27 protein-coding genes and 2 pseudogenes are annotated in these 26,058 nt (G+C 63.3%); 22 read left to right on the forward strand and 7 right to left on the reverse strand.

The features are described 5' to 3' along the window. Window positions 1-131 precede the first annotated feature (131 nt). Window positions 132-1,208 carry a tyrosine-type recombinase/integrase gene (locus tag NKK50_RS20325; RefSeq protein ID WP_023835283.1) on the forward strand — a complete coding sequence of 359 codons (1,077 nt, stop codon included), beginning with the start codon at window positions 132-134 and terminating at the stop codon, window positions 1,206-1,208. A 59-nt stretch (window positions 1,209-1,267) separates the two neighbouring features. On the opposite strand, the gene NKK50_RS20330 is transcribed toward NKK50_RS20325, so the two are convergent. Together NKK50_RS20330 and NKK50_RS20335 are read right to left on the reverse strand one after the other, a co-directional pair. Then, on the reverse strand, window positions 1,268-2,170 hold the full coding sequence (locus NKK50_RS20330) for an alpha/beta fold hydrolase (RefSeq protein WP_023743756.1): 903 nt from the start codon (window positions 2,168-2,170) through the stop codon (window positions 1,268-1,270). A gap of 310 nt (window positions 2,171-2,480) precedes the next feature. Further along, complete coding sequence (locus tag NKK50_RS20335) at window positions 2,481-4,514, reverse strand: lytic transglycosylase domain-containing protein (protein WP_023743757.1); 2,034 nt, start codon at window positions 4,512-4,514, stop codon at window positions 2,481-2,483. 278 nt (window positions 4,515-4,792) lie between these two features. On the opposite strand from NKK50_RS20335, the gene dapA reads away from it, so the two are divergent. The 3 genes from dapA (at window position 4,793) to NKK50_RS20350 (ending at window position 6,992) form a co-directional block, all read left to right on the forward strand. Then, entirely contained in the window at window positions 4,793-5,674 is an 882-nt protein-coding gene (gene dapA, locus NKK50_RS20340; protein WP_023727558.1) for a 4-hydroxy-tetrahydrodipicolinate synthase, read from the forward strand. 25 nt (window positions 5,675-5,699) lie between these two features. Then, a complete protein-coding gene (smpB, locus tag NKK50_RS20345) occupies window positions 5,700-6,179 on the forward strand; it encodes an SsrA-binding protein SmpB (protein WP_023687280.1) in 480 nt (159 codons plus the stop codon). A 72-nt stretch (window positions 6,180-6,251) separates the two neighbouring features. Further along, a complete protein-coding gene (locus NKK50_RS20350) occupies window positions 6,252-6,992 on the forward strand; it encodes a glycoside hydrolase family 25 protein (RefSeq protein ID WP_023743758.1) in 741 nt (246 codons plus the stop codon). A gap of 36 nt (window positions 6,993-7,028) precedes the next feature. On the opposite strand, the gene NKK50_RS20355 is transcribed toward NKK50_RS20350, so the two are convergent. Next, a complete protein-coding gene (locus tag NKK50_RS20355) occupies window positions 7,029-7,928 on the reverse strand; it encodes a DMT family transporter (RefSeq protein WP_245274224.1) in 900 nt (299 codons plus the stop codon). Between the two features lie 146 nt (window positions 7,929-8,074). On the opposite strand from NKK50_RS20355, the gene NKK50_RS20360 reads away from it, so the two are divergent. Then, window positions 8,075-8,554, forward strand: coding sequence for an Lrp/AsnC family transcriptional regulator (locus NKK50_RS20360; protein WP_023835282.1), 480 nt, complete (start codon window positions 8,075-8,077; stop codon window positions 8,552-8,554). A 39-nt stretch (window positions 8,555-8,593) separates the two neighbouring features. Here NKK50_RS20360 and NKK50_RS20365 read toward each other — a convergent pair. Then, window positions 8,594-8,749 (reverse strand): annotated as a pseudogene (locus NKK50_RS20365) (winged helix-turn-helix transcriptional regulator); the annotation flags it as partial. Window positions 8,750-8,757: 8 nt separating this feature from the next. Between NKK50_RS20365 and NKK50_RS20370 the strand changes: the two are divergent. Continuing rightward, window positions 8,758-9,218 (forward strand): annotated as a pseudogene (locus tag NKK50_RS20370) (zinc-binding dehydrogenase); the annotation flags it as partial. 12 nt (window positions 9,219-9,230) lie between these two features. On the opposite strand, the gene NKK50_RS20375 reads toward NKK50_RS20370, so the two are convergent. After that, complete coding sequence (locus tag NKK50_RS20375) at window positions 9,231-9,896, reverse strand: uracil-DNA glycosylase (protein ID WP_023743762.1); 666 nt, start codon at window positions 9,894-9,896, stop codon at window positions 9,231-9,233. Continuing rightward, on the reverse strand, window positions 9,893-10,474 hold the full coding sequence (locus NKK50_RS20380; RefSeq protein ID WP_023670234.1) for a LabA-like NYN domain-containing protein: 582 nt from the start codon (window positions 10,472-10,474) through the stop codon (window positions 9,893-9,895). Before NKK50_RS20380 ends, NKK50_RS20375 begins: the two co-directional genes overlap by 4 nt. A 330-nt stretch (window positions 10,475-10,804) precedes the next feature. Between NKK50_RS20380 and rpoZ the strand changes: the two genes are divergently transcribed. The 11 genes from rpoZ (at window position 10,805) to recO (ending at window position 20,217) form a co-directional block, all read left to right on the forward strand. Next, on the forward strand, window positions 10,805-11,206 hold the full coding sequence (gene rpoZ / locus NKK50_RS20385; protein ID WP_023670235.1) for a DNA-directed RNA polymerase subunit omega: 402 nt from the start codon (window positions 10,805-10,807) through the stop codon (window positions 11,204-11,206). 127 nt (window positions 11,207-11,333) lie between these two features. Beyond that, complete coding sequence (locus NKK50_RS20390) at window positions 11,334-13,565, forward strand: RelA/SpoT family protein (RefSeq protein WP_023670236.1); 2,232 nt, start codon at window positions 11,334-11,336, stop codon at window positions 13,563-13,565. Window positions 13,566-13,666: 101 nt separating this feature from the next. Beyond that, window positions 13,667-14,245: an orotate phosphoribosyltransferase gene (gene pyrE, locus NKK50_RS20395; protein ID WP_023835279.1), complete on the forward strand. Its 579-nt coding sequence runs from the start codon at window positions 13,667-13,669 to the stop codon at window positions 14,243-14,245. Between the two features lie 11 nt (window positions 14,246-14,256). After that, a complete protein-coding gene (locus NKK50_RS20400; RefSeq protein ID WP_023835278.1) occupies window positions 14,257-14,637 on the forward strand; it encodes a VOC family protein in 381 nt (126 codons plus the stop codon). A 274-nt stretch (window positions 14,638-14,911) separates the two neighbouring features. Next, window positions 14,912-15,496 carry a DUF2062 domain-containing protein gene (locus NKK50_RS20405; RefSeq protein ID WP_023709783.1) on the forward strand — a complete coding sequence of 195 codons (585 nt, stop codon included), beginning with the start codon at window positions 14,912-14,914 and terminating at the stop codon, window positions 15,494-15,496. After that, a complete protein-coding gene (acpS, locus tag NKK50_RS20410; protein WP_023670240.1) occupies window positions 15,493-15,906 on the forward strand; it encodes a holo-ACP synthase in 414 nt (137 codons plus the stop codon). Before NKK50_RS20405 ends, acpS begins: the two co-directional genes overlap by 4 nt. A gap of 90 nt (window positions 15,907-15,996) precedes the next feature. Continuing rightward, complete coding sequence (lepB, locus tag NKK50_RS20415) at window positions 15,997-16,746, forward strand: signal peptidase I (protein ID WP_023670241.1); 750 nt, start codon at window positions 15,997-15,999, stop codon at window positions 16,744-16,746. Continuing rightward, window positions 16,746-17,462: a ribonuclease III gene (gene rnc, locus NKK50_RS20420; protein WP_023670242.1), complete on the forward strand. Its 717-nt coding sequence runs from the start codon at window positions 16,746-16,748 to the stop codon at window positions 17,460-17,462. Before lepB ends, rnc begins: the two co-directional genes overlap by 1 nt. Further along, entirely contained in the window at window positions 17,459-18,385 is a 927-nt protein-coding gene (era, locus tag NKK50_RS20425; RefSeq protein WP_023747463.1) for a GTPase Era, read from the forward strand. Before rnc ends, era begins: the two co-directional genes overlap by 4 nt. Window positions 18,386-18,429: 44 nt before the next feature. Beyond that, entirely contained in the window at window positions 18,430-19,323 is an 894-nt protein-coding gene (locus NKK50_RS20430) for an aminoglycoside phosphotransferase family protein (protein WP_023835277.1), read from the forward strand. Window positions 19,324-19,425: 102 nt separating this feature from the next. Then, a complete protein-coding gene (recO, locus tag NKK50_RS20435; protein WP_023692858.1) occupies window positions 19,426-20,217 on the forward strand; it encodes a DNA repair protein RecO in 792 nt (263 codons plus the stop codon). Between the two features lie 99 nt (window positions 20,218-20,316). On the opposite strand, the gene NKK50_RS20440 is transcribed toward recO, so the two are convergent. Then, on the reverse strand, window positions 20,317-20,781 hold the full coding sequence (locus tag NKK50_RS20440; RefSeq protein WP_023687287.1) for an NUDIX hydrolase: 465 nt from the start codon (window positions 20,779-20,781) through the stop codon (window positions 20,317-20,319). A gap of 247 nt (window positions 20,782-21,028) precedes the next feature. On the opposite strand from NKK50_RS20440, the gene NKK50_RS20445 reads away from it, so the two are divergent. The 5 genes from NKK50_RS20445 to NKK50_RS20465 all read left to right on the forward strand — a co-directional run bounded on the left by NKK50_RS20445 (window position 21,029) and on the right by NKK50_RS20465 (window position 25,978). Next, entirely contained in the window at window positions 21,029-23,803 is a 2,775-nt protein-coding gene (locus tag NKK50_RS20445; RefSeq protein ID WP_023835276.1) for a DUF2339 domain-containing protein, read from the forward strand. Window positions 23,804-23,850: 47 nt separating this feature from the next. Beyond that, window positions 23,851-24,093, forward strand: a complete 243-nt coding sequence (locus NKK50_RS20450; protein ID WP_023670248.1) for a type II toxin-antitoxin system VapB family antitoxin — start codon at window positions 23,851-23,853, stop codon at window positions 24,091-24,093. Next, the gene (locus NKK50_RS20455) at window positions 24,093-24,509 is read left to right on the forward strand and encodes a type II toxin-antitoxin system VapC family toxin (protein ID WP_023692861.1); all 417 of its coding nucleotides are present in this window, start codon (window positions 24,093-24,095) and stop codon (window positions 24,507-24,509) included. The genes NKK50_RS20450 and NKK50_RS20455 overlap by 1 nt, the downstream gene beginning before the upstream one ends. A gap of 162 nt (window positions 24,510-24,671) precedes the next feature. Continuing rightward, the gene (locus NKK50_RS20460) at window positions 24,672-25,190 is read left to right on the forward strand and encodes a sigma-70 family RNA polymerase sigma factor (protein ID WP_023743769.1); all 519 of its coding nucleotides are present in this window, start codon (window positions 24,672-24,674) and stop codon (window positions 25,188-25,190) included. After that, window positions 25,187-25,978, forward strand: a complete 792-nt coding sequence (locus NKK50_RS20465; RefSeq protein ID WP_023687291.1) for an anti-sigma factor family protein — start codon at window positions 25,187-25,189, stop codon at window positions 25,976-25,978. The genes NKK50_RS20460 and NKK50_RS20465 overlap by 4 nt, the downstream gene beginning before the upstream one ends. The last annotated feature ends 80 nt before the right edge of the window (window positions 25,979-26,058 follow it).

Consider the following 26,058-nt stretch of genomic DNA (forward strand, 5'->3'; position numbering starts at 1 on the left):
AACAGTCCGTAGGGTGAGTTCGTGGGATCCGCTGATGGGCGGATGAATTCACAACTGCGTGATTAAATCTCTTGAAAGGACGCTTCCAAGCGGGTAGGTCTGACTCTATCCACTCGGGGGTGTGGCAATTTATGACCATCGAAGCGATACAAGAGGGCGACCCCTCCGAACATTTCTCAATGTTCTCTTCTCAAAATGCGAAGATAAAATACAGCTACAACAAGATCAGAGAAGTAAAGTCGCACCGGGTCGGAGAGCTTTTTTCAGCGTACCGAGACATACTCTGGGATGATGGGCGACATAAGTACAATGTCAGCTCCTTCATCGGCGAAATAGACGAGATTCTCCTCGGAGAACGGTTCAGCGCCTTCGACCAGAGCACCCTTGACAACCTTATCGGCACCTTGCGCCAGCGCGGCAACAGCAACGCAACCATCAATCGAAAGATGGCTGCCCTCAGCAAACTGCTGCGCAAGGCTTACAAGATGGGGGATATCCACAGCCTGCCCGAGTTCCGCCGCCAGAAGGAGCGGGCGGGACGGATACGTTTCCTCGAAAGGGACGAAGAAGCAAGGCTGTTCGCCGCCATCAGGACCCGCAGCGAGGATGCCTACCGTCTCTCGGTCTTTCTCGTCGACAGCGGTTGCCGCCTTGGCGAAGCGCTCGGACTGATCTGGAACGACATCCAGGAACATCGCGTCTCGTTCTGGATCACCAAATCCGGCCGCAGCCGCACCATCCCGATGACCGAGCGGGTCAAGGAGGTGATCAAACTGCCCCCGTCAGAGGGCCGCCGGCCCAAGGGTCCGTTCACCAAACTCAGCCAGGCACAGTTTCGCGCCATCTGGAACGATGCCAAGGTCGAAGTCGGTCTCGGCGCCGACGACCAGGTGGTTCCGCACATCTTGCGTCACACCTGTGCCTCGCGTCTGGTCCAGGGCGGCATCGACATCCGCCGCGTGCAGATGTGGCTCGGCCACCAGACGCTTTCGATGACCATGCGCTATGCGCATCTGGCCACCAACGATCTCGACGGCTGCGTTGTCGTGCTGGAAACGCCCCGCGGCGAGGGGTTATCCGGCGATGGAAAAAGCTCGGCCTTCGCATCGCCGCTGACCACGGCCTCAGTGCCAGCGCCTGCTCAAAAAAGTAAAGCGGCAGCGGCGAAGGCACCCAAGGCGCCCCGGAAAAGCTCGAAAGCCAAATAGTTACCCAAGGCTTTCATATACTGCCTCGGCAACCCCAGGATCATCTTTGATCTTGGGGTTTACTTTTTCTGGGCCGCATTTGGTACTCCATCCAGGAAAGCCGCGATAGCGCCCGGCAGATTGCCTGTCTCCAGGAAGGGCGCATGGCCCTGGCCCTCGACGGTGATCGCTTCCATGCCGGAATGACGCTTTTGCATCTCGTCGAGTGTGTCGGCCGACAGGAGTTTCGAGTTGGCGCCGCGAATGGCAAGCAAAGGTATGGCCGCCAGCGCCTCGAACTGCGGCCACAGATCCGGCAACGGCTTGCTGAGGTCGAGGCCCGCCACCGTCTCGACCAGCTGCGTGTCGAAATCCGGCAGCAGGAGGCTTTCGTCCGTCTCGCGGTAGAGGGCCGACACCATCCGCTCCCAATCCGCTGCGGTCAGAGCGGGAAAATCCGCGCCGTGAGCGACGCGTTGGGCATCGATCGCCTCAGCGCGGCTCTTCGGTTTCGGTGCCGGGTCGAGATAGGTTTGGATATAGGCGAGCCCCGCGGCCTCGATCACCGGTCCGATGTCGTTCAGCACGATGGCTTTCAGCGCGGCCGGCCGCAGCGCGCCGAGCACGTGGATGATCAGCCCGCCGCGCGAGGTGCCGATAAAGGCCGCTTCCTCGACGTTCAGAGCGGCCAGTCCGGCGAGGACATCGCCGGCTTCGATGCCGACATTGTAGTGGCCGATATCAGGATCGTAAGCGGACTGGCCGCGGCCACGGTAGTCGAAGGCGATGACCTTGCGCGGATTGTCGGTTCGCTGCGACAGATAAAGCGCCAGCTCATGGAAATCGCGCGCGTTGCGGGTCAGGCCGGGCAGGCAAACGACCTGCCAGTCTGCCGAATTGGTCTCGCCATAGACGCGGGCGTGAAGCTTGAGCCCGTCCGGCGCGGTGTAGAAAAAGTCGGAGAAGCCGTCGGTGCTCGACATATTAAAAGGACTCCCTGGCCGGATTGTCTCCGTCTGCTACAGGCGAGGGTGGGAGCGGTCAAATCGAGGGTTGTCGGCAAGCTGACACTCTTGGAAATGTCGGAGGGACAGCGCCCCCCTCTGTCCTGCTGGACATCTCCCCCACGAGGGGGGAGATTGGCGGTTCCGGCGCTACGCCCTTCCTTCGACGTTGGAGATTGGCGAAATCGGCAACGAAGCTGATCTCCCCACTCGTGGGGGAGATGGCCGGCAGGCCAGAGGGGGGCGCGAAGGATCCCCAACGTTTGCCCATGGCGACAGCTCTGCCGCCTCAGCCCCTTCCGTTCACCAAATCCCCAACGATATCGTACTTCCCCGAAATACGCATCTTGTAGACCTCGTAATTCTCCATCACGCGCTGCACGTAACTTCTTGTTTCCGTGTAGGGAATCCGCTCGATCCAGTCGACGACGGCGTCGATGCCATTGCCGCGCGGGTCGCCGTACTTGGCCACCCATTGCCTGGCCCGGTTGGGGCCGGCATTGTAGCCGGCGAAGGTCAGCACATAGGAGCCGCCGAAGCGGTCGAGCTGCTCGCCGAGGAAGGCAGCCCCCAACGTCGCATTGTAGCCGGCGTCGCTGGTCAGCCGATCCTGCGAGAAGGTCACGCCGGCCTTCTTCGCCAATTGCTTGGCGGTGCCCGGCATCAGCTGCAGCAGGCCGCGCGCGCCGGCGCTGGAGACGGCGCCGACATTGAATTCGCTTTCCTGGCGGGCGATCGCATAGGCCAGCGCCTTGCCCGAGCCGGATATGTCGGCGGTGTCGGGAATGACGCCCAGCGGATGCGACAGCGCGCCGACATCGATGCCGCGCGCGCCGGCGATCTTGCCGATCTTCAGCGCCATGAAATGATTGCCCTGCTTTTCCGCCAGCACCGCAAGCAGCGCCAGCTCGCCGGGGCTGGTCAACTGCCCGGCGAGGTCGCGGTAAAGCGTCTCGGCATAGCGGTCGTAGCCCGCCTCCTGCAGCCGCTTGATGGCGCTGACGGCTTCGCGGCCGTCAAAGCTTTGGCGGTCGGCAGTGCTTGGCTCGGGATAGACAATGTTCAGCGTGTGCAAGCCAACCCGTTCCGCCGCCAACTGGCCGTAGAAAGTGGTGCCATAGGCCGCCGCCTTGGTGAAATAATCCTTCGCATCGCCTGGACCGCCGACTTCCGCCGCGCGGCCAAGCCAATAATAGGCGCGTGACAGCGACATCGGTCCCTGCGCGAGATCGGCGATGCGGGCAAAATGGGTCGAGGCCGTCGCAGGATCGTTGAGGCCGCGCAACGCATACCAGCCGGCGTGGAATTCGGCCTCGGCGGCGCTGGCGGGGCTTTCGGCGGCATGCGCGGCAACGACCTTGTAGGCGGTCTTCCAGTCGCCCTGGTCGACCAGTGCGCGCGACAGCACGCGGCGCTCGACCCACCAGGCATCGGGATCGACCAGCGCGTCGCGGTTCGTTGGCGCTTTCATCATCACCGCGGCGGCGTCCGCAAACTTCCGCTGCTTGCGCAGATATTCGGCTTGCGCGAAGAAATAGCCGGCCGATTGCTGCGCGGCAGGCACCGCTTTCAACAGCTTGGCCGCGTTCTTGTCGCCACGCGAGGCGGCGGCCCAGGCATCGGCCAGCGGTTGCGCGCCGGCAAGTGCTGCGACCCGCAGTGCCGAATTCTCCCGGTCGGCATAAAACATCCGTTCCATGCGGAAACGATGGTCGGCAGCCGGAATGATGGCGCCAAACTCCTTGCTGACGGCCGCCTCGTCCCTGGCTTCCAGCTTCTCGGTGCGCCAGAATGGCGACAGCACGGAAAGCGCAGCCTTGGTGTTGCCAAGAGCTACATAAGAACGGGCAAGGATGACCACGCCTTGAAAGGTCAGCGGTTGGCTGCCGTCAAAGGCTTTCACCACGGTCTGCGGCGACGGGCTTTCGCGGTAGAGCGCGCGCTCGCTGTTCTTGCGCAGAGCGATGGTGCCCGGCCAATTCGGCAACATCTTTGCGGTATCGGCAATCTCGCTGCTCGGCACACGGTCGCCGCCATAGAGCGCGATCGCCCAGGCCAGGATATGGCGGTCCAGCGAACTGGCCGGCAATGTTTCGCGCACCGCTCGTGCCGCGGCGATATCGCCGGTCGCCAACGCGTCGAGACTGCCTTTCAACACGGCGATATTGGCGGAGGGCGCATCGGTCTGCGCTCCATCTTGCATGTCAGGCATCGGGATCGATGAGGTCGTCTGCTCGTCGACGCTCTCGTTTGCCGCCGTTCCCACTATCAGCAGGGCAACGGCGCCAAGCAATATGAAGCGGAGTGGCCGACTGGCCGGCATGATCCTGATCTTTCCCTGTTGCGGCACTTTAGATGGCAAGCCCAGGTGCCCGAGAGCCTAGACTTAGGTCGTGAAGAGCTCGTAAACAAAGGGTTATCGAGGCCGTTCGAATTGCGCTTGCTGGCACCATCGGCATGCTTGCCGCGCAACAGTGTCGAGACTATGGTGCGCGGCTTCGCTTTCGGCTAGAAGGCGCCCGATGCATGTCGCCCAAAAGCGGGAACCGGTTTTGGGACGATGACACGCATAAACAAACAAGTTCCAAGGAGTTGGACGACATGCTGAGAGGCTCGCTTACTGCGCTCGTGACGCCGTTCGAAAAGAGCGGACGTTTCGACGAGAAAGCCTTTCGCGCTTTCGTCGAATGGCAACTTGGCGAGGGCACGACGGGCCTCGTCCCGGTCGGCACCACCGGTGAGTCGCCGACGCTGTCGCATGACGAGCATCGCCATGTCGTCAAGGTCTGCATCGATGTGGCCAAGGGCCGCGCTCCGGTCGTCGCCGGCGCCGGCTCCAACAACACCGCTGAAGCGGTCGGTCTGGTGCAGTATGCCGAGCAGGCGGGCGCCGACGCCGCTCTGGTCGTCACGCCTTATTACAACAAGCCAACACAGCGCGGCTTGTACGAGCATTTCGCTGCCGTCGCCAGGGCGACCAAGCTGCCGATCATCATTTACAACATCCCGCCGCGCTCGGTGATCGACATGATGCCGGAGACGATGGGCAGGCTGGCGCACGACTTCAAGAACATCGTCGGCGTCAAGGATGCCACCGGCAAGGTCGAGCGCGTGTCCGAACAGCGCGCCACCTGCGGCAAGGAGTTCATCCAGCTTTCAGGTGAGGATGCCTCTGCCCTCGGCTTCAACGCTCATGGCGGTGTCGGCTGCATCTCGGTGACGTCGAATGTCGCGCCGCGGCTGTGCGCCGAATTCCAGGAAGCCACACTGTCCGGTGACAGCGCCAAGGCGCTGGAATTGCAGGACCGTCTGCTGCCGCTGCACAAGGCCATCTTCCTTGAGCCCGGCCTGTGCGGCGTCAAATACGCGCTGTCGAAGATTGGCAAGGTCGAGAACGTGGTGCGCTCGCCGCTGGTGACCATCGAGGCGTCGACCGCCGAGAAGATCGATGCGGCGATGAAGCACGCCGGCTTGATAAATTGAGGATGAGGCGCCACCTCTCCGCATCATGAACCAGGTCAGAAAAGCCGATCCAAACAACAAAACCGTTGCGGAAAACCGCAAGGCGCGGTTTTCCTATGAGGTGCTCGACACCGTCGAGGCCGGCCTGGTGCTGACCGGCACCGAGGTCAAGTCGCTGCGCCAGGGCCAGGCCAACATCCAGGACAGCTACGCCTCGGTCGAGGGTGGCGAGATCTGGCTGATCAATTCCTATCTGCCGGAATACCTGCAGGCCAACCGCTTCAACCACGAGCCCAGGCGGCGTCGCAAGCTGCTGCTCAACAAGCGCGAGATGGCAAAACTGGCGCAGAGCATCGACCGCGAAGGCATGACGCTGGTGCCGCTGAAAATCTACTTCAACGACCAGGGCCGTGCCAAGCTGCTGCTCGCCGTCGGCCGCGGCAAGAAACTGCACGACAAGCGCGAGAGCGAAAAGCAGCGCGACTGGTCGCGCGAAAAGGGCCGGCTCATGAAGGAACGGGGCTAAGAACCTCGAGCCACAGCCCCAGAAAAGCCACATCGGCTTTCAAGTTTCCAGCGACATACGATGGGGAAAGGCTTGAAGAACCGGATCATTCTCTGGGGTGCGGCCAGTCTGGTCTTCGCCGGCATCGTCGCCGCAGGTGGCATCTTCTATTTCCGGACGTTCTCGCCGGATCGTGACAGCTATCCGGTCAGGGGTATCGACGTTTCGCATCATCAGGGTGAGATCGACTGGCGGCGCGTTGCCGCCGACGATGTCGCCTTCGCGGTCATCAAGGCGACCGAGGGCGGCGACCATGTCGACGATGCCTTCGCCAAAAACCTGCGCGAGGCGCGCGCGGCCGGGCTTGCGGTCGGCGCCTATCACTTCTTCACCTTCTGCCGGCCGGGCGCCGACCAGGCGAAAAATTTCATCGCGGTGGTGCCGCACGACCAGCCGCTGCTGCCACCGGTCGTCGACATCGAATTCGGCGGCAGCTGCCCGCAACGCCCGTCGCCGGAGCAGCTGAGCGCGGAACTCCAGGCCTTCCTCGGACCGGTTGAAGCTGCGTTCGGCAAGCCGGCGATCATCTACCTGACCGACGAGGCCGAGGACGCCTATGCCGGGAAAATCGACGTTCGCCCGCTCTGGCGTCGCTCGTTGCTCCTGGAGCCAGGTCGCAACGACTGGATCTACTGGCAGTACCACAATATGGGCCGCGTCGACGGGATCGAGGGCGATGTCGATCTCAACGTCCTGCAGGGTGGGCAGCAAACGCTGGCCGAGCTATTTGCTGCACCCGCATCGCTCTCTTCGCAAAAGCCTCCATCGCCTTGAACGAATCAGCTGGCCTTGAGTTTGGCATCCGCAGTCTTACGCAGGCTTGGGAACAGGCCTGGAAAGAGCCGAAAAAGCCATCCCCGCGGCCATGATCAGTACGGCGGCGAACTGGGCGCCGGTCGGCGTCTCGCCGAGCACCGTCATCGCGATCAGCACGGTTGCGATCGGCACGCATGGCATGAACAGCGATGCCGCCTGCGACCCCAGCTGCCGGACGATATAGGTGTACAGGAACATGGCGGCCGCACCCGCCAAAAACCCTTGAATGACGATCTGGCTGGCAATCTCGGCCACTGATGCCGCGCGGAGGCCGCTTGGGGCAAAGAAATAGAGCAACGGCAGCGGCACGCATGACAGCAGCACCACCGTTGCGGTCGCCGCAACCGGATCGACGCGCCAGCGCCGCACGAGAACGGCATAGGCGGCAAACATCGCGCCGGATCCGACGAACAGAAGATCGCCGAAGAGGACATCCTTCATGCCGCCGCCAGTGCGCACGGGTGCAATGAACAGGATCAGCCCGGCGATGATGGCTGCGACGCCGATGGTTCGCTGGTGCGAGGTTTTCTCCCTCGTGGCGATGCGCGACAGCACGAATGAGAAGAACACGATCGAGGCAGGGCAAAGTGCGGCACCATGCGCTGCCGGCGCATAGGTCAGTCCCCAATTGATGATGATAGGGTAGGGCAGTCCGGCCAGTGCCGCCAGCGTCAAGGCACGCCGCCAGCCCAACGCTTTGCTGGCTGACAGGCCGCCGCGCCAGACAACCGGCAGCATGACCAGTCCGGCACCGACAAAGCGCAAGGTCGCGACATCCGTCGCCGTAAGATGCTCCCGCAGGCTAAAGCGGGCTGCGACGAACTGCACGGCGTAAATGCCGATCATGGCGAGGCCCGCAAGAATTGCCGGCTTTGTGTTTCGGTCCTCTGTCACGCGCATTCTTGTCCCGCTCGATTCTGCCAGCGGAGGATTCTTCCTCCAGACGGCTCTCGTTGAAAGCGCAGCCTATTGTTGAGAATGGTGCGACAAAATAGGCTGCTTTCGCGAGCTGGGCGTGAATCTCACACAATAGAGGAGCCATGAACGTGAATCATGAATCCGACCAACTTGATGCCATCGACCGCAGCCTGCTGCGGTTGTTGCAGGAGGATGGGCGTCGCACCACACTCGATCTCGCCGCCCGTGTCGGCCTGTCGCCGACCGGCACCAGCCAGCGCGTGAAGCGCCTTTTCCGTGAGGGTTTCATCACCGCGGTCCGGGCCGTGCTCAATCCGCAAAAGATCGGCCGCGGCACGCTCGTCTTCATCGAAGTCAGGCTCGACCAGGCGGCGCCGCATGTGTTCGACCGTTTCGCCGAAGCGGTAGCAAAGGCCTCCGAAGTGCTGGAGTGCCATATGGTCGTGGGCGGCTTCGACTATCTGGTGAAAGCGCGCATTTCGGAAATGGCCGCCTATCAGGATTTTTTGAAGCGCGTGATCCTGCCGCTGCCCGGTGTCAGGGAAACGCACACCTATACGTCGATATCGGATATAAAGCCGGACGCGCTGCTGCCGGTGTGAGACGGGCCGGACAACGCAAGCGGTTGCCACGCCTCCGCTTCAAGCGGCCTGGGAAACCTCCGGCGCCAGCGTCACATTCCCATCGCCCCAGACCTTCAGCGCGGTGATCACGGGCTCCAGGCTTCGGCCACGAGGCGTCAGGCTGTACTCGACCTTCGGCGGCATCTGCGCATAGACCTTGCGGGCGATGAGCCCAGTCTGGCTCGCTCGGCTATGCGCAGGCGGCAGCACTGCCGACGACGGCGATCACCGCCTTTGAGGCGCTGTTCGACCGCCTCGATGTGAAGAAGCTAGTCATCGGCGCCGCGAACACCATCCTGATCGTCGGCGGCGCCGGCGGCGTCGGGTCGATCGCGGTCCAGCTCGCGCGCCAGCTGACCGATCTGACGGTGATCGCCACCGCATCGCGGCCCGAAACCCGCGACTGGGTCGCAAGAGCGTTTCGGTCCACTGGGAGCCGATGTTCACCCGCTCGCTGTATGAAACGCCCGATATGGCCGCGCAGGGCGAACATCTCAACGAACTGGCGCGCCTTGTCGACGCCGGCACCATCCGCACCAGGCTGGGCGAGACGTTCGGCCCAATCAATGCCGCCAATCTGAAGCGCGCCCATGCGCTGATCGAGACCGGCAAGGCCAAGGGCAAGATCGTGCTCGAGGGATTTGAGAGGCAGCGTCTAGTTCCGCAGGAACGACGCGATCTCGCTGAATACCTTGACGAACATCGCTTCGGTCAGCACCCCAGTGTTGGTGTTGTAGCGCGAGCAATGATAGCTGGAAAACAGCGTGACGCCGCCGGCCGGCAACCGACCGCCGTGCTTGAACGGATAGGCAGCGACGCGCTGACCGAGCGCCCTGACGGTCGACTGGTGGGCGATCGAGCCCAGCGCCAGCACGGCGCGCAATTTTGGAAAGCGCGCGATCGTCGGCACCAGAAAGCTGCGGCAAGTGGAGATCTCGGCGCCGACCGGCTTGTTCTCCGGCGGCACGCAGCGCACCGCATTGGTGATCGCGGTGCCGATCAGTTCGAGCCCGTCATCCGGCCGCGCCTTGAACTCGCCGCGGGCAAAACCGTGAGCGATCATCGTTGAGTAGAGCAGGTCGCCGGCATAGTCGCCGGTGAACGGTCGCCCGGTGCGGTTGGCGCCGCGCAGGCCGGGCGCCAGCCCGACGATCAGCAGCTCGACGGCGTCCTCGCCATCAGGCGGCAGGAAGGTCGGCACCGGCGCGTTGAACCACGACGGCTCGCGCCGTCGCCAGTCTGAGATGAAATCATGCAGGCGTGGGCAGAGGGGGCAGTCGCGGTCGGGTTCGGGAGCGGCCTCCAAGGCCGCCGCCGTCAATAGTCTTCCTCTTCGACTTCGGCCGGCTCGGGCCTGCGCACCGGCCGTTCGGAGGGATCGCGGCCGACCTCGTTCTTCAGCGAGGTCAAATCGATGAAATGGTCGGCCTGGCGGCGCAGATCGTCCGAGATCATCGGCGGTTGCGAGGCCATGGTCGAGACGATCGAGACCTTGCGGCCGCGCCGCTGTAGCGCTTCGACCAGTGTGCGGAAATCGCCGTCGCCGGAGAAGATGACATAGTGGTCGACGACATCGGCAAGTTCGAGCGCATCGACGGTCAGTTCGATGTCCATATTGCCCTTGATCTTGCGGCGGCCGGTCGAGTCGGTGAACTCCTTGGCCGGCTTGGTCACCACCTTGAAGCCATTATAGTCGAGCCAGTCGATCAGGGGACGGATCGAAGAGTATTCCTGATCCTCGACCAGAGCGGTGTAGTAATAGGCCCGCAGCAAATAGCCGCGCTTCTGGAAGCTGGACAGCAGTTTGCGGTAGTCTATGTCGAAGCCGAGTGCGCGCGAGGTGGCGTAGAGATTGGCGCCGTCTATGAAAAGAGCGATTTTTTCACGGGGGTCGAACATGGCAATATTCCTTTTTCGAAATAGGTGGCGGACTAATCGAAATGGGTCGTTATATCGGTCGGCTCGTAAATAAACCGGCTGACCTTTCGTCAACCGAGATAGCGCCAGTTTTACGGCAATCCAAGGGTGCCGGGGCGCACTGCAAGCAATTGTGATCGGAGCCGTGTCGTCGCCGGTAGGCGGGCTTTGCCGGCAAGGCATTCACCGGCGCCAGAGACTGGCATTCGCCAGCCGATGGGGCCACGGCGCCATAATGCTTGTATTTTGGCGGCGTTCGGGTTATGGACCGCGCCTGTTTTCCATCAAATCCAGGCATGAAAGGGGCAATCAATGGCCCGCGTAACCGTTGAAGACTGCATCGACAAGGTCGACAACCGCTTCGAGCTCGTGCTGCTCGCCGGCCACCGTGCCCGCCAGATCAGCCAGGGCGCGCCGATCACCGTGCCCCGCGACAACGACAAGAACCCGGTCGTAGCGCTGCGCGAGATCGCCGACGAGACGCTGTCGCCCGACGACCTCAAGGAAGATCTGATCCACTCGCTGCAGAAGCATGTCGAGGTCGACGAGCCCGAGGCCGACGGCGAGGCGATCGCCGACCAGACCGGCAACGCAGTTGCAGCTACCGATGCCGACGACGCCGAAGAAAACGTCACCTTCGATCGCATGACCGAGGAAGACCTTTTGGCCGGCATCGAGGGCCTGGTTCCCCCGGAAAAGAGCGACGACTACTAATCGCTGCCCTGGACCTGCCGGGAATATGGTTCCGGCACTTCCGTCCCGTGAGTTTCGTGGCTATCTATGAGATGCGCCGTACATCAGTGCGGCGCATCAATCATTTCAGCACCGTGAGAACCCGCCCATGATGCGTCAGTATGAGCTTGTCGAGCGCGTTGCGCGCTACAAGCCTGACGTCAACGAGGCGTTGCTCAACAAGGCCTATGTCTACGCCATGCAGAAGCATGGCCACCAGAAGCGCGCTTCCGGCGATCCCTATTTCTCGCATCCGCTCGAAGTCGCCGCCATCCTCACCGAAATGCACATGGACGAGGCGACGATCGCCGTCGCCTTGCTGCATGACACGATCGAGGACACCACCGCGACGCGGGCCGAGATCGACGATCTGTTCGGCCCCGAAATGGGCAAGCTGGTCGAAGGCCTGACCAAGCTGAAGAAGCTCGATCTCGTCTCCAAGAAGGCCGAGCAGGCGGAAAACCTGCGCAAGCTGTTGCTGGCCATCTCGGAGGATGTCCGCGTTCTGCTGGTCAAGCTCGCCGACCGTCTGCACAACATGCGCACCCTCGACCACATGCCCGAGGCCAAGCGCCTGCGCATCGCCGAGGAGACGATGGACATCTATGCGCCGCTCGCCGGGCGCATGGGCATGCAAGGCATGCGCGAGGAACTGGAAGAGATCGCCTTCCGCTTCATCAATCCGGAAGCCTATCGCGCCGTCACCGCGCGGCTTGCCGAGATATTCGAGCGCAACAAGGGCGTGCTGACCGACATCGAAAAGGCGCTGTCGGCGCTGTTCGAAAAGCATGCCATCAACGCCGGCGTGAAGAGCCGGCAGAAGAAGCCGTGGTCGGTGTTCCGCAAGATGGAGGCCAAGGCGCTGTCCTTCGAGCAGCTCTCGGACATTTTCGGCTTCCGCGTCGTCGTCGACAGCGTCGAAGACTGCTACCGCGCGCTCGGCGCCATCCACACCACATGGTCGATGGTGCCTGGCCGCTTCAAGGATTACATTTCTACGCCCAAGCAGAACGACTACCGTTCGATCCACACCACCATTGTCGGCCCGTCGCGCCAGCGCGTCGAACTGCAGATCCGCACCCGCGAGATGAACAAGATCGCCGAATATGGCGTCGCCGCCCATTCGATCTACAAGGACACCGGCGGCAAGACGAACGGCGCCGCCCATGCGATCTCGAAGGAGACCAACGCCTATGCCTGGCTGCGGCGCACCATCGAGCAACTGGCAGAAGGCGACAACCCGGAAGACTTCCTCGAAAATACCAAGCTGGAGCTGTTCCAGGACCAGGTATTCTGCTTCACGCCGAAAGGCATGCTGATTGCGCTGCCGCGCGGCGCCACGCCCATCGACTTCGCCTATGCCGTGCACACCGATGTCGGCGACACCTGCGTCGGTGCCAAGGTCAACGGCCGCATCATGCCGCTAATGACGGAACTGAAGAACGGCGACGAGGTCGAGATCATCCGCTCCAAGGCGCAAGTGCCGCCGGCGGCGTGGGAGTCGGTGGTGGTCACCGGCAAGGCGCGCTCAGCCATCCGCCGCGCCACCAAGAACGCCATTCGCAAGCAATATTCAGGTCTTGGTGCCCGCATTCTCGAGCGCGCCTTCGAACGCGCCGGCAAGACCTTCACCAAGGAAAGCCTGAAGCCGGTGCTGCACCGGCTGGCGCGCAAGGACATCGAGGATGTGCTGGCCTCGGTCGGGCGCGGCGAACTTGCCTCGACCGACGTCATGAAGGCCGTCTTCCCAGACTACAAGGACGAGCGCGTCACCGTCAGCGCCCCCAAGCAGCGCGAGGAGGGCTGGTCGAAGATCCGCAACGCCGCCGGCATGCTGTTCCAGATGCCCGGCACACGAGCCGCGCGCAAGGACAAGGACCAGCCGCGCGATGGCGCGGTGCCGATCCGCGGCGTGCGCGGCGACCTGCCGGTGCGTTTCGCGCCGGAAGGGGCCGTGCCAGGCGACCGCATCGTCGGCATTGTCCAGCCGGGCACCGGCATCACCATCTATCCCATCCAGTCGCCGGCGCTGCAGGCCTTCGACGACCAGCCGGAGCGCTGGATCGACGTGCGCTGGGACATTGACGAGCAGACCAAGGAGCGCTTTCCGGCGCGCGTCTCGGTCACCGCCATCAACGCGCCGGGCTCGCTCGCCGATATCGCCCAGGTCGTTGCCTCCAACGACGCCAACATTCATACGCTGTCGATGGTGCGCACCGCGCCCGACTTCACCGAAATGCTGATCGATCTCGAAGTCTGGGATCTGAAGCACCTCAACCGGCTGCTGTCGCAGCTCAAGGATAATTCGAGCGTCAGCGATGCGCGGCGTGTGAATGGGTGAATAGTGAATAGTGAATAGTGAATAGTGAATAGTGAAAGAAGGCGCTCTCACTACCATTCACCATTCACCATTCACCATTCACCATGGACATGGGGCGAGTTATGAATACCGACGAGGTGCTGGGCATTTTCCGCGAGGCGGGCGCTGTTCTGGAGGGGCATTTCATCCTGACGTCCGGCCTGCGCAGCCCGGTCTTCTTGCAGAAGGCGCGCGTCTTCATGCATGCCGACAAGACCGAGCGGCTTTGCAAGGCGCTGGCCGAGAAGATTCAAAAGGCGGTGCCGGGCAAGATCGGCTACGTCGTCGGCCCGGCGATCGGCGGCCTGATCCCGGCCTATGAGACGTCGCGCCATCTCGGTGTGCCTGCAATCTGGGTGGAGCGCGAAGGCGGCGAGTTCAGGCTGCGCCGCTTTGAGATCGCTGCCGGCTCGCGCGTCGTCATCGTCGAGGACATCGTCACCACTGGTCTTTCGATCCGCGAAACCATCGACTGCCTGCGCGCGATTGGCGCCGAGGTCGTGGCGGCGGCCTGCATCATCGACCGCTCGGCCGGCAAGACCAATGTCGGCGTGCCGCTGATCGCGCTTGCCGAATACGAGGTCCCGGCCTATCCCGCCGACCGCCTGCCGCCGGAACTTGCCGCCATTCCCGCCGTTAAGCCAGGAAGCCGCAACATCTAGGGGACATCACAATGATCGCCGGCATCGATCATTTCGTGCTGACGGTCCGCTCGGTGGAGGACAGCTGCGCCTTCTACCAGCGGGTGCTTGGCCTGAAGCGCCTCGACGAGCCGGAGCGGCCGACGGCGTTGCTGTTCGGATCGCAGAAGATCAATCTGCATCAGGCAACGCACACTTTTGAACCGAAAGCCAAGACGCCGATGCCTGGCTCCGGCGATTTCTGCCTGGTCGCCGCAAGGCCGCTTGCCGAGATTTGCGCCAGTCTCGAAGCCAATGGCGTTGCCATCGAAGTCGGCCCGGTCGAGCGCACCGGCGCCCGCGGCACGATGATGTCGGTCTATTTCCGCGACCCGGACAGCAATTTGGTCGAAGTCAGCGAATATCGGGAATAGTCTATCCGCCTCGGCGTCGTCTTCCCGGGCAGGCCTGATCGTCGTCATGAAAGTCTCGCTTGGATGTTGTGTTGTCCTCAGTTTCGCCCCAATGGCGCTCTTGTTACCCGCCTGCGGCAGACCATCGCGGCGGCGTTTCATTGTTCCGCCGCAAGGCAGTCGCTATATCAAAGTCGTTGTTGCCTTTCTGCGCCCTCGAAGCGCAAGATGGAGCGACCGCGCCCGGCCAGGGATGGTTGCAATTTGGGCGTGACGAACCGGGAACTGGAACAGAGTGCTTTTTCGACGCCGAAAGCCTGATGGCATTCTGGAGCGGGTGCGTACCTATCTGTGGCCGCGCCGCTCGTTTTCGCGCTCGTTGCAATATTTCTCCAAGCGCATCCTGCGGCTGAAGGCGACACCGCATGCGGTCGCGGCCGGCGTCGCGGCCGGCGTTTTCGCCTCCTTCTTTCCGCTCGGCTTCCATTTCGCCGTCGCCGCCGTGCTCTGCTGGGTGGTCGCCGGCAATCTGGTGGCCGCCGCCCTCGGCGCGGTATTCTTCGGCAATCCGCTGACTTTCCCGCTGCTGTGGGGAGCGTCCTGGGAAGTCGGCAAGCTGATCCTGCATGAACGCCTGCCCAAGAACGGACCGCCTGCGCATCTTGGTGAGATGATGCACACGCTGTCGTTTGCAAAACTGTGGCATCCGGTGCTCGAGCCGATGCTGATCGGCGCTGTGCCGCTCGGCCTGATCTTCGGGCTGATCTTCTACGGTATCACCCGCTGGGGGATGACAGCCTTTCGCGAGCAGCGCAGGAAGCGCATGGCAGAGCGGGCGCATAAGGCCGAGCACCGCGGACGGGAAGTTCCGGCGGAATGATCATCGGCATCGGCAGCGACCTGATCGACATCAGACGCATCGAAAAGTCGCTGGAACGGCATGGTCAGCGCTTCATCCAGCGCATCTACACCGAGGTCGAACAGGTCCGCTCGGAAGGCCGCAAGGGCCGCGCAGCCTCCTATGCCAAGCGCTTCGCCGCCAAGGAGGCCTGCGCCAAGGCGCTTGGCACCGGCCTGGCGCAGGGCGTGTTCTGGCGCGACATGGGGGTCGCCAACCTGCCCAGCGGCGCGCCGACGATGGCGCTGACCGGGGGAGCGGCGGCACGGCTGGCCAAAATCCTGCCACAGGGGCACAGAGCGGCGATCCACCTCACAATCACCGATGATTTCCCGCTTGCTCAAGCCTTTGTGATCATCGAGGCGTTGCCCGCCGAACAAGCGCCACATTGATTGCATCAGACGACCGCTATCTAAAGCCGACTTGACGTTGCCCAGCGCGCGCCGAGACTCTATACCATCCAACGCACAATCGAGGACGACATGAGCGTGGCTGAAAAATCCGAGAAGAAATCCGGCGGGCTTGGCGAAATCGTCAGCGTCATCATCCAGGCTTTGCTGCTGGCGATGGTCATCCGCACCTTGCTGTTCCAGCCCTTCTCGATCCCGTCCGGCTCTATGCGGCCGACCTTGCTCGAAGGCGACTATCTGTTCGTCACCAAATGGTCCTATGGCTTCTCGCGTTATTCGCTGCCATTCGGCCCCGACATCTTTTCCGGCCGCATCTGGGGTTCCGATCCGAAGCGCGGCGACGTGGTGGTCTTCAAGTTCCCGCCGGATCCGTCGCTCGACTACATCAAGCGCGTCGTCGGCCTGCCCGGCGACAAGATCCAGATGAAGGACGGCCAATTGTTCATCAACGGCCAGGGCGTGCCTCGTGTGAAAACCGGCCAGATCCAAAATCCTGATATCACGGAAGTGCCTGAGCCGGTCGACGTCTATCGCGAGACCCTGCCCAACGGCGTCAGCTACGACACGCTCGACCTGACACCGAATTCGATCACCGACAACACCCGCGAGTTCGTCGTGCCCCCCGGCAACTATTTCATGATGGGCGACAACCGCGACAACTCCTCCGACAGCCGCCTCAGCGTCGGCTACGTGCCGGCGGAGAACCTTGTCGGCCGCGCCAACATCGTCTTCTTCTCGATCGCCGGGAAGGCGAGCCCGCTCGAGATCTGGAAATGGCCGTCGCTGGTGCGCCTGTCGCGCCTGTTCCATTTCGTGAATTGATGGCTTTGAAGCGCCCGACGGGTGAAACTCTGGCCGATTTGGTGACAGCCAAAACCGGCCATTCCTTCCGGGATGTCCGTTTGCTCGAGACCGCGCTGACCCATTCCAGTGCGGTCAAGGCAAGCAGCAACAACCAGCGCCTCGAATTCCTTGGCGACCGCGTGCTCGGCCTGATCGTTGCCGACCTGCTTTTCGAAAAGTTTCCTGAAGCGCCGGAAGGTGAAATCGCCCCGCGCTTCAATGCCCTGGTCGATGCGCGGACATGCTCCGAGATCGGCATTGAAATGCAGCTCGAAGATCTGGTTCGGGCCGACGCTGCCTTGAAGGCGCGCTCGCGTGGCTCGGGCGGAAACTATCTGGCGGATGCGGTCGAGGCGCTGATCGCGGCGGTCTATATCGACGGCGGCCTCGATGCCGCAAGGCAATTCGTCCTGCGCTACTGGGAGCCGCGCTCGCAAAAGGTGGTGGCCAAGCCGCCCAATCCGAAATCCGACCTGCAGGAATGGCTCGCCAAGACCAGCGATGTCAGGCCCGAATACGCGATCGAGAAACGCGAGGGACCTGAACATCAACCGGTTTTCACGGTGTCCGTGAAGGTCGGCGGGTTTGCGCCGGCAAGCGGCACGGGCGGCTCTCGCCGCGCAGCCGAAGAAGCGGCGGCATCGGCGTTTCTTATGCGCGAGGGCATCTGGGCCAACCAAGGGAGTGCGGCATGACCGGCAGCGAAGATCTCCCTCCGGCAGCGGAGCCCACGCATTCCGGCTTCGTTGCCCTGATTGGGGCGCCCAATGCCGGCAAGTCGACGCTGGTCAACCAACTGGTCGGCGCCAAGGTGTCGATCGTCACCCACAAGGTGCAGACCACCCGCGCCATCGTGCGCGGCATCGCCACGCATGACAACGCGCAGATCGTCTTTGTCGATACGCCCGGCATCTTCAAGCCGAAGCGCCGGCTCGACACCGCGATGGTGACCACCGCCTGGGGTGGCGCCAAGGACGCCGATATCGTGCTGCTGCTGATCGATGCCGAGCGCGGCATCAGGGGTGACGCCGACGCCATCCTCGAGCGGCTGAAGGACGTCCGCCAGCCGATGGTGCTGATCCTCAACAAGGTCGACCGGGTCAAGCACGAGGCGCTGCTGGCCCTGGCTGCGGCAGCAAACGAAAAGGTGCCGTTCAAGCGCACCTTCATGGTCTCGGCGCTGACCGGCTCCGGCTGCAAGGATTTGCTCGACTATCTCGCGCAAGCTCTGCCGGTCGGCCCCTGGTACTATCCGGAAGACCAGATCTCGGACCTGCCGATGCGCCAGCTGGCCGCCGAGATCACCCGCGAGAAGCTGTATCTGCGGCTGCATCAGGAGTTGCCCTATTCCTCGCATATCGAGACCGAGAAATGGGAAGAGAAACCGGACGGCTCGGTGCGCATCGACCAGACCATCTATGTCGAGCGCGACAGCCAGAAGAAGATCGTGCTCGGCCACAAGGGCGAGACCATCCGTGCCATCGGCCAGTCGGCGCGCATGGAAATAGCTGGCATTCTCGAGCAGAAAGTGCACCTGTTCTTGTTCGTCAAAGTGCGTGAAAACTGGGGCGACGACCCCGAGCGCTACCGCGAGATGGGGCTTGAGTTTCCCCATTGAGCTTCATCGTCTGGAAATGCCGCCCGGCAGTTTGAGACGATGACATGCCTGATCCAAAACCGACCATCCATACCGATCTCGTGCGCCGGTTGATCGCCGCGCAATTTCCGCAATGGCGGCATCTGCCGGTGAGGCCGGTGGCGTTTGGCGGCTGGGACAACCGAACCTTCCACCTCGGCAATGATATGACTGTGCGGCTGCCGAGTGCCGCACCATATGCCTTGCAGGTCGAAAAAGAGCACCGCTGGCTGCCCAGGCTGGCGCCGCTTCTGCCGCTGCCGATCCCGGTTCCACTGGCGATGGGCGAGCCTGGGGAGGACTACCCCTGGCAATGGTCCGTCTACCGCTGGATCGACGGCGAAACAGCCAAGACCGCCGAAATCGCCGATCGCCGACAGTTCGCGGTCGATCTGGCCAAGTTCCTCATTGCGCTCCGGCGGATCGATCCGGCGGGCGGGCCGCCCGCGGGCCAGCACAATTTCTTCCGCGGCGGATCGCCAAGCGTGTATGACAACCAGACAAGGGAAGCACTCCAGGCGCTGGAGGGGCAGATCGACACCCAGGCGGCCACCGCTGTCTGGTATGCGGCCCTTGCCGCCACCTGGCAAGGGTCGCCCGTCTGGTTCCACGGAGACGTCGCTTGGGGCAACCTTCTGGTCCAAAACGGCCGTTTGAGCGCCGTCATCGACTTCGGCACCTCCGGGATCGGCGATCCCTCTTGCGACCTGGCGATCGCCTGGACGTTCTTCCAGGGCGAGAGCCGGGAGGCGTTCCGTGCCGCCATCGACGTCGATGAAGCGACCTGGGCGCGCGGCCGCGGCTGGACGCTGTGGAAGGCGCTGATCACCGTTGCCGGACACGACGCCAACCAAGCCGAAGCCGAGCGATCGCGCCGCGTCATCGACGACGTCCTGGCCGATCACCGGAAATTCGCGTGATCGGAGCCTTTTGACGATGTGCGGAGATCCAATGTCAGCACAGATCGCACGCGGTGCGCCAAAATCTTGATTTCGCCATGCAACCGGTGACAAGCTCCTGCCATGGAATGGCGCGACGAGGGAATCATACTCGGCACCCGGAAGCATGGCGAAACCAGCGCCATTCTCGAGGTAATGACGCGTGCGCATGGCCGCCATCTCGGCCTGGTGCGCGGCGGGCGCTCGCGCAAGCAGCAGCCGGTGCTGCAGCCCGGCAACCGGGTCGACCTTTTGTGGCGGGCACGCCTCGACGAGCATCTCGGCACCTTCCAGGCCGAGGCGATCGAGATGAATGCCGCCCGGTTGATGGACAGCGCAGTCGCCGTCTACGGCCTGCAGACCATGGCCGCGCATCTCAGACTCCTGCCCGAGCGCGACGCCCATGGCGGCCTGTATGAGACGCTTGCCGTGATGATCGCCCATCTGGACGATTCGGATGCCGCCGGCGAACTGGTGGCGCGCTTCGAACTGCTCATCCTCGACGAACTCGGCTTCGGCCTCGATCTCAGCCAGTGCGCGGCGACCGGCGCCAGGCAGGATCTGGCCTATGTCTCGCCGAAATCCGGCCGTGCGGTGTCGCGAGCCGCCGGTGCGCCGTGGCGCGACAAGATGCTGGCGCTGCCGGCCTTCCTGCAGCGCGGCTCCGGCTTGCGGGCGGACCACGCGGCACTCGAGGACGCCTTCCATCTGACCGGTTTCTTTTTCACCCGCCATGTCTACGAGCCGCGCGGCATCGAACAGCCCGATGCCCGTGCCGGCTTCCTCGCCGCCTTGCGCAAGCATCATTCGGGCGGCAATGCCGCCACTACGGCAGACGCTGCGCCAGAAAGGGGAGGGAGACTCGGTGGGTGCTGACCTCCGCAACCGTCCAGGTTCACAGCAAAAGCTGCATGCGGCAGCATTCCCTCCCCCTTGTGGGGAGGGTTAGGGTGGGGTACTCGTAGGGCAAGAGCCTCAGCCGGCCTTGCGATGCTCCATGAAATCATCGAGGATGGCGCGCTGACCGCCGAGGATCTTGAGGCTGGCCTCCGCGAAGGAAAACCAGCCGGCCCTGTCGATTTCGGGAAATTCCCTCGTCACGCCTGACCTGGGCGGCCATTCCATCGTGAACATGTTGCTTTTAACGGCATCGGGATCGAAATCGGCTTCGACACTCCAGGCGATGACGATCTTGCCGCCGGCTTGCCGATAGCTGCCGACAGGCTCGAAATCACCCTCGATGCTGACTCCGAGTTCTTCCCCAGCCTCGCGCCGGGCGGCGGCCAACTCATCTTCATTGTCCTCGACGAGGCCCTTGGGGATCGACCAAGCGCCTTCATCCTTCCTTGCCCAGAACGGGCCGCCGGGATGGACGAGCAGAAATTCGAGAATGCCGGCCCTTGTCCGGTGGATCAGCAGCCCTGCACTTCGTTTCGGCATTCGATTTCCCCACAGTTCATCCGAGGATAGCATGGCTCCTGGGCAAGTGGCGGCGGCATGCCATTCCTGGCTATCTCAGATGATGGGTGAGGATAAAGACCGTAGGCCGCTGGAATTTGCCGACGAAACATGCTCGATAACTTCTTTTCGGCCACCATTGCGGTGGCGTGACTTGAATAGCCGTCTGGGGTGGCCGTGTGGCCGCCGCAATTGTCAGTGAAAACTGGCCTGGTTTGGGGGAACCGCGATGTTTGAAAGCCTGATTGGCGCCGTCGTCGTTATCGTGCTTTTTGTCCTCGTCTTGCGCCAGCAGGGCCGCGTCAGTCTGATCGAGCGCGAGCTCGGAGCGCTGCGCAGCCTGGTTCTGTCCGGCGTGCATGCGACACCGCCCGTTGCCAAACCGGTCGAGCAGGCTGCAAGCGCACCGGCGGATGCCGCTCAGGCCACCGCACCAGTTGCCGACATAGCTTCGCCAACAACAGCCGACGCGGCACATGCCCAGGCACCGGCCGCCGAAGCCGATGCGGCCACCAGCGAGGCCGTGCCAGAACTGTCGGCCGCGGCCAGGGCGGCATTCACCGGATCCGCGCCTGCCGCCACGGCGAAGGCAGCCCGCCAGTCAGAGGTCGAAACGGCGCTCGGCACCCGTTGGGCGGTCTGGGTCGGCGGCGTCGCGCTGGCCCTGGGCGGCCTGTTCCTGATCCGCTACACCATCGAGGCCGGCATTTTCGGCCCTGAAGTGCGGCTGTCCCTGGCGGCGCTGCTCGGCCTGGTGCTGATCGGCGGCGGCGAGTTCATCCGCCGCACCGGCTTCAAGGTGCCGGTGCAAGGGGCTGCAGGCGCCTATATTCCGGCGATCCTGACGGCTGCCGGCGCCTTCATCCTGTTCGGTACGGTCTATGCCGCGCATGCCATTTACGGTTTCGTCGGGCCGGCCTTCGCCTTCACCGTGCTCGGCGCCATCGGCGTGGCGACCATTGTCGCCGCCCTCGTCCACGGCCAGGCCCTGGCCGGCATCGGTCTCGTCGGCTCGATGGCGACGCCGGCGCTTGTGTCCTCGCAGGCGCCCAACCCATGGGCGCTGTTCGTCTACCTGGCGATCGTGCTTGCCGCCACAGCCGTGATCGCCCGCATTCGCGACTGGAAATTCCTGATTGCGGCGGCCTTCTTCGGCACCGGCGCCTGGACCATCGTCTACATGATGAGCACGCTAGTCGCCGACCTTGCCGTCATCCTGTTCATCGACGCGGTGACGCTGGCGGTGCTTGCCTTTGTCTGGCTGGGCACACGTGACAGCGAAGCGGAGACGGCGAAGACCGGCTTCGACTGGCCCTCTATCGTGCCAGGCGTTTTCGTTGCGTTTTCAGCGCTAGGCCTGTCCGTCGACACGACGCTGGTCGCCGCCGGTGGCGCCTTGCCGGGCGCCTTCGTCCTCGTCGCCCTTGTCGCCACCGCACTCTACCGGCCGCGCGCGCTGCCGCTGCTGCATGCCGCCGGCGTGGTGAGCGTGATGATCCATCTCGGCATCATTCCGCCCACCACCATCGGCTCCGACATAACCCAGGGGAATATCGGCTTTGACGGCATGCCGGTGGCGGCCGGAAATCCGTTGACGCTGCGCATCGGCATTGCCCTCGGCCTGGTTTTCATCGGCGCCGGCTTCTGGGCCGCACGCCGCTTCGCCGCCTCAGCACGGGTCCGCGCGGCATGCTGGGCGGCATGGGGCGTCGCTGCGCCGCTCCTTATTCTGCTGACGCTGTGGCTCGCCTACGGCAATCTCGACCGCGACCTTGTCTACGCAGCGATAGCTGCCCTTCTGGTTGTTGTCTTCGCTGCCGGTGGCGAATGGATCGCGCGCGCCGAACAGCCGCCGCTCAAGGGCGACATTGCCGTCTCCTTCGCGCTTTGCGGCTCGGCTCTGGCCGGCCTGCTGATGCTGCACATGGCCTTCGGATCCGGCTGGACGACCATTCTTGCCGGCGTTGCCGCCATCGTGCCGGCGCTGGCGACGCGTTGGCGTTCTTATCCCGTGCTGGGCTGGATTTCGGTCGGCGCGGTCGTCGCCGTGCTCGGCCGCGTCGCCTTCGATCCGACCATCGTCGGCGCCGAGTTCCTGACGACGACGCCGGTGTTCAACTGGCTGCTGCCGGGATACGGCGTGCCGGCGCTGGCCTTCGGCTTTGCCGCCTGGCAACTCGCGCGTACCACCCCCGCACTACCAACAACTGGCAATGGCCGGCCGCGCCTAGCGATGGAGGCGGGTGCAGCCCTGTTTGCGCTGCTCACCGTCGCCATGCTGGTGCGCCACGCCATGCATGGCGGCGTCATCGACACCGGCCCGGTGACGCTCGCCGAACAGGCGATCTATACGCTGATCGCCATCGGTGCCGGCGCGATACTGGTGGCCATCGACATGCGCTCGCCAAGCTCTCTGCTGCGCTACGGCTCGATGGCCGCCGGCGTGCTCTCGGTCGCCTTCATCGTCCTCCAGCATTTCCTGGTGCTCAATCCGCTGTTCACCGACGAATCGACCGGCCAGATCCCGGTGTTCAACCTCTTGTTCCTGGCTTACCTGTTGCCGGCCATAGCCGCCGGCGGGCTGGCGCTCTATGCCAGGGACAAGCGGCCGCCATGGTATGCGCAGATGCTGGCGGTAGTGGCGGCATTGCTTGTCTTCGCCTACGCCACACTGTCGGTCAGGCGCGTGTTCAAGGGCGAGTTCATCGGCCTGTGGAGCGGCCTCGGGCAGCTTGAGACCTACACCTATTCGGCGCTCTGGCTGATCATCGGCGTCGTGCTGCTGACCGCCGGCGTCTGGCTGAAGTCGCAGGTGCTGCGCATTGCCTCGGCGGCGCTGATCGCGATTGCCGTGGTAAAAGTCTTCCTGTTCGACATGTCGGAACTGGAAGGCGTGCTCAGGGCGCTGTCCTTCATCGGTCTTGGCGCCGTGCTGATCGGCATCGGCCTGTTCTACCAGCGGCTGCTGACGCGGGCGGCGAGGGAGGCCAACGCTGCAACTTGAAGTGATATACGAGATGGAATATATGAATATCCAACGGAGGATATTCGATGCCGCTCTATATCCGCGACGACGAAGTGGATGCGCTGGCCAGCAGATTGCAACGCGAGACGAACGCTCCGAGCAAAACGGAGGCGGTGCGGGTCGCGCTCGTACACGAACTTGAGCGCAATCGGGCGAAGGTGCCGCTGCGCGATCGGATCGCCAGTCTTCAGGACAGGGCCAGGAAGCTTGGCCTGCCCAATCCCGATTTCGATATGAAGAAGTTCACCGACGAGATGTGGGAAGACTGATGTTTGTCGACGCGTCGGTGATCGTCGCCATTCTCAACCAGGAACCTGGGTGGGAGGAATTGCTGAAGCAGCTATCCGGTTTTTCCGGGCAGGTCTGGGTTTCTCCGTTGGTTCACTTCGAAGCAACACAGGCATTGGCAAGGGCCGGCGCCGGCCCGCGCAGACCCAGCGCTGAAGCCCTTCTCCATGCCCGCGATCTGATCGATGAGTTCATTGTGGAGATCATGGGAGAGAGTCTGGCCATTGACGACAACATCGGCTCTCGGGCCATTGACGCGAGCGCCCGTTACGGCAAAGCCGTTGGCCACAAGGCGGATCTGAATCTCGGGGACTGTTTTGCTTACGCCTGCGCGAAAAGCCGCGATCTTCCACTGCTGTACAAAGGCCATGATTTCGCACTGACCGATTTAGGATAATTCGGCCCTTTTGTTGATTGCGGGGAATAATTTAGCCGATCAACTCGTTATCTCACTGCTTGGGTTACCGGGGCGGCAGACCGCTTCGCGCTGGCCGCTTGCGCCGCGCCGGGAAGGCGCGTTCAATCGGGTTAAACAAGGGCGACCTCAGAACCAGCGGTCATGGACGAAAAGAAGGCAGCAATCCTTGGCGAAATACCGCGCCTGCGCCGCTACGCACGCTCGCTTCTGCGCGACCGCGAATCCGCTGACGATCTCGTCCAGGATTGCCTCGAACGAGCGCTCTTGCGGCTTGAAAGCTGGCAGACGGGAGAAAGCCCCCGGAGGTGGCTGTTTACGATCATGCATCATTTGTTCATCGATCAGATGCGCAAGGTGAACCGGCGCGGTGAGGCAGCGATCCTGCCGCTTGACGCAAACGAGGCGCAGGCAGTCCCCGCCGAACAGGCGGAGAACGCCGCCTCGCGCGAGATCATCGACGCATTGCACGCGATCAGCCCCGACCGTCGCGCCGCTCTCGTCATGGTCGCCATCGAAGGGTTTTCCTATGCCGAAGCCGCCAACATTCTCGGCGTGCCCGCCGGCACGCTGATGTCGCGCATAGCGCGCGGACGCGAGGAGCTGCGCAGCCTGCTCGATGACACGGCGCGCCGCCGCTCGATAAGGATCGTCGAGAAATGACCCGCCGCGATTTTTCCGAACGCGATATCCACATGGCTCTCGACGGCGAGCTGCCGGGCGACGAGCGCGCCGCCTACGACGCCTGGATCGACGCCAATCCCGAAATGAAGGCGAAAAGCGCCCGCTACACCGCCGACCGCGCCGCGTTGCGCGCCGCCTTTGCCGGTGTGCTCGACGAGCCCGTGCCGGTGCTGTTCAAGCAGATCGTTAGCGGTGAAGGCGCGACCAAAGCGGCGGCGCGGCAGTCGCGCTGGTGGCTTGCGGCCGCGGCGGCCGCAGTGCTCGTCATCGGCGGTCTTGGCGGCTATTTTGCCGGCATCGACGGCATCGGCAGGGAAGATGGCGCCGATGACCAACTGGCCGAAGAGGCGATCGCCGCCCATGTCATCTATGCCGCCGAACAGCGCCATGCGGTGGAAGTGCCGGCAAGCGACAAGGATCACCTGCAGACCTGGCTGTCCAACCGCGTCGGCCTGAAACTGGTGGCGCCGGATCTGGTGGCGGAAGGCTTCCAGCTGGTTGGCGGCCGGCTGCTGCCCGCCGGCCAGGGCAAGGCAGCGATGCTGCTTTACGAGGACGCCAAGGGTCAGCGCATCTCCTTGTTCGTTACCGCTGATTCCTCAGCCAAGTCCAAGGGCACCTACATGGCGGACGCCGACGGCCCCGAGGCGGTCTACTGGCTGGACAAGGGCTATGCCTGCGCCGTCGTCGGCTCGCTGCCGCGCGAGCAACTGGCTGCGGTCGCCAAGCGGGCCTACGGTCAGCTTCTGGCTGGTATCGCCAGTTAAGCGCATTCCGTTTCGGGAATGCGCCGGGGTAGAAAGTGTCACAATTCGGCCCTATTCGAAGTGCGATAGCGCTTGATGGA

It is taken from the genome of Mesorhizobium sp. M0001 (assembly GCF_040324255.1).
Taxonomy (GTDB): Bacteria; Pseudomonadota; Alphaproteobacteria; order Rhizobiales; family Rhizobiaceae; genus Mesorhizobium.

Coding starts and splice junctions, on each gene's coding strand:
- NKK50_RS20325 (WP_023835283.1), top strand. CDS start 132: ATGACCATCGAAGCGATACAAGAGGGCGACCCCTCCGAACATTTCTCA.
- NKK50_RS20330 (WP_023743756.1), bottom strand. CDS start 2,170: ATGTCGAGCACCGACGGCTTCTCCGACTTTTTCTACACCGCGCCGGAC.
- NKK50_RS20335 (WP_023743757.1), bottom strand. CDS start 4,514: ATGCCGGCCAGTCGGCCACTCCGCTTCATATTGCTTGGCGCCGTTGCC.
- dapA (WP_023727558.1), top strand. CDS start 4,793: ATGCTGAGAGGCTCGCTTACTGCGCTCGTGACGCCGTTCGAAAAGAGC.
- smpB (WP_023687280.1), top strand. CDS start 5,700: ATGAACCAGGTCAGAAAAGCCGATCCAAACAACAAAACCGTTGCGGAA.
- NKK50_RS20360 (WP_023835282.1), top strand. CDS start 8,075: ATGAACGTGAATCATGAATCCGACCAACTTGATGCCATCGACCGCAGC.
- NKK50_RS20380 (WP_023670234.1), bottom strand. CDS start 10,474: ATGTTCGACCCCCGTGAAAAAATCGCTCTTTTCATAGACGGCGCCAAT.
- rpoZ (WP_023670235.1), top strand. CDS start 10,805: ATGGCCCGCGTAACCGTTGAAGACTGCATCGACAAGGTCGACAACCGC.
- NKK50_RS20390 (WP_023670236.1), top strand. CDS start 11,334: ATGATGCGTCAGTATGAGCTTGTCGAGCGCGTTGCGCGCTACAAGCCT.
- pyrE (WP_023835279.1), top strand. CDS start 13,667: ATGAATACCGACGAGGTGCTGGGCATTTTCCGCGAGGCGGGCGCTGTT.
- NKK50_RS20400 (WP_023835278.1), top strand. CDS start 14,257: ATGATCGCCGGCATCGATCATTTCGTGCTGACGGTCCGCTCGGTGGAG.
- acpS (WP_023670240.1), top strand. CDS start 15,493: ATGATCATCGGCATCGGCAGCGACCTGATCGACATCAGACGCATCGAA.
- lepB (WP_023670241.1), top strand. CDS start 15,997: ATGAGCGTGGCTGAAAAATCCGAGAAGAAATCCGGCGGGCTTGGCGAA.
- rnc (WP_023670242.1), top strand. CDS start 16,746: ATGGCTTTGAAGCGCCCGACGGGTGAAACTCTGGCCGATTTGGTGACA.
- era (WP_023747463.1), top strand. CDS start 17,459: ATGACCGGCAGCGAAGATCTCCCTCCGGCAGCGGAGCCCACGCATTCC.
- NKK50_RS20430 (WP_023835277.1), top strand. CDS start 18,430: ATGCCTGATCCAAAACCGACCATCCATACCGATCTCGTGCGCCGGTTG.
- recO (WP_023692858.1), top strand. CDS start 19,426: ATGGAATGGCGCGACGAGGGAATCATACTCGGCACCCGGAAGCATGGC.
- NKK50_RS20440 (WP_023687287.1), bottom strand. CDS start 20,781: ATGCCGAAACGAAGTGCAGGGCTGCTGATCCACCGGACAAGGGCCGGC.
- NKK50_RS20445 (WP_023835276.1), top strand. CDS start 21,029: ATGTTTGAAAGCCTGATTGGCGCCGTCGTCGTTATCGTGCTTTTTGTC.
- NKK50_RS20450 (WP_023670248.1), top strand. CDS start 23,851: ATGCCGCTCTATATCCGCGACGACGAAGTGGATGCGCTGGCCAGCAGA.
- NKK50_RS20455 (WP_023692861.1), top strand. CDS start 24,093: ATGTTTGTCGACGCGTCGGTGATCGTCGCCATTCTCAACCAGGAACCT.
- NKK50_RS20460 (WP_023743769.1), top strand. CDS start 24,672: ATGGACGAAAAGAAGGCAGCAATCCTTGGCGAAATACCGCGCCTGCGC.
- NKK50_RS20465 (WP_023687291.1), top strand. CDS start 25,187: ATGACCCGCCGCGATTTTTCCGAACGCGATATCCACATGGCTCTCGAC.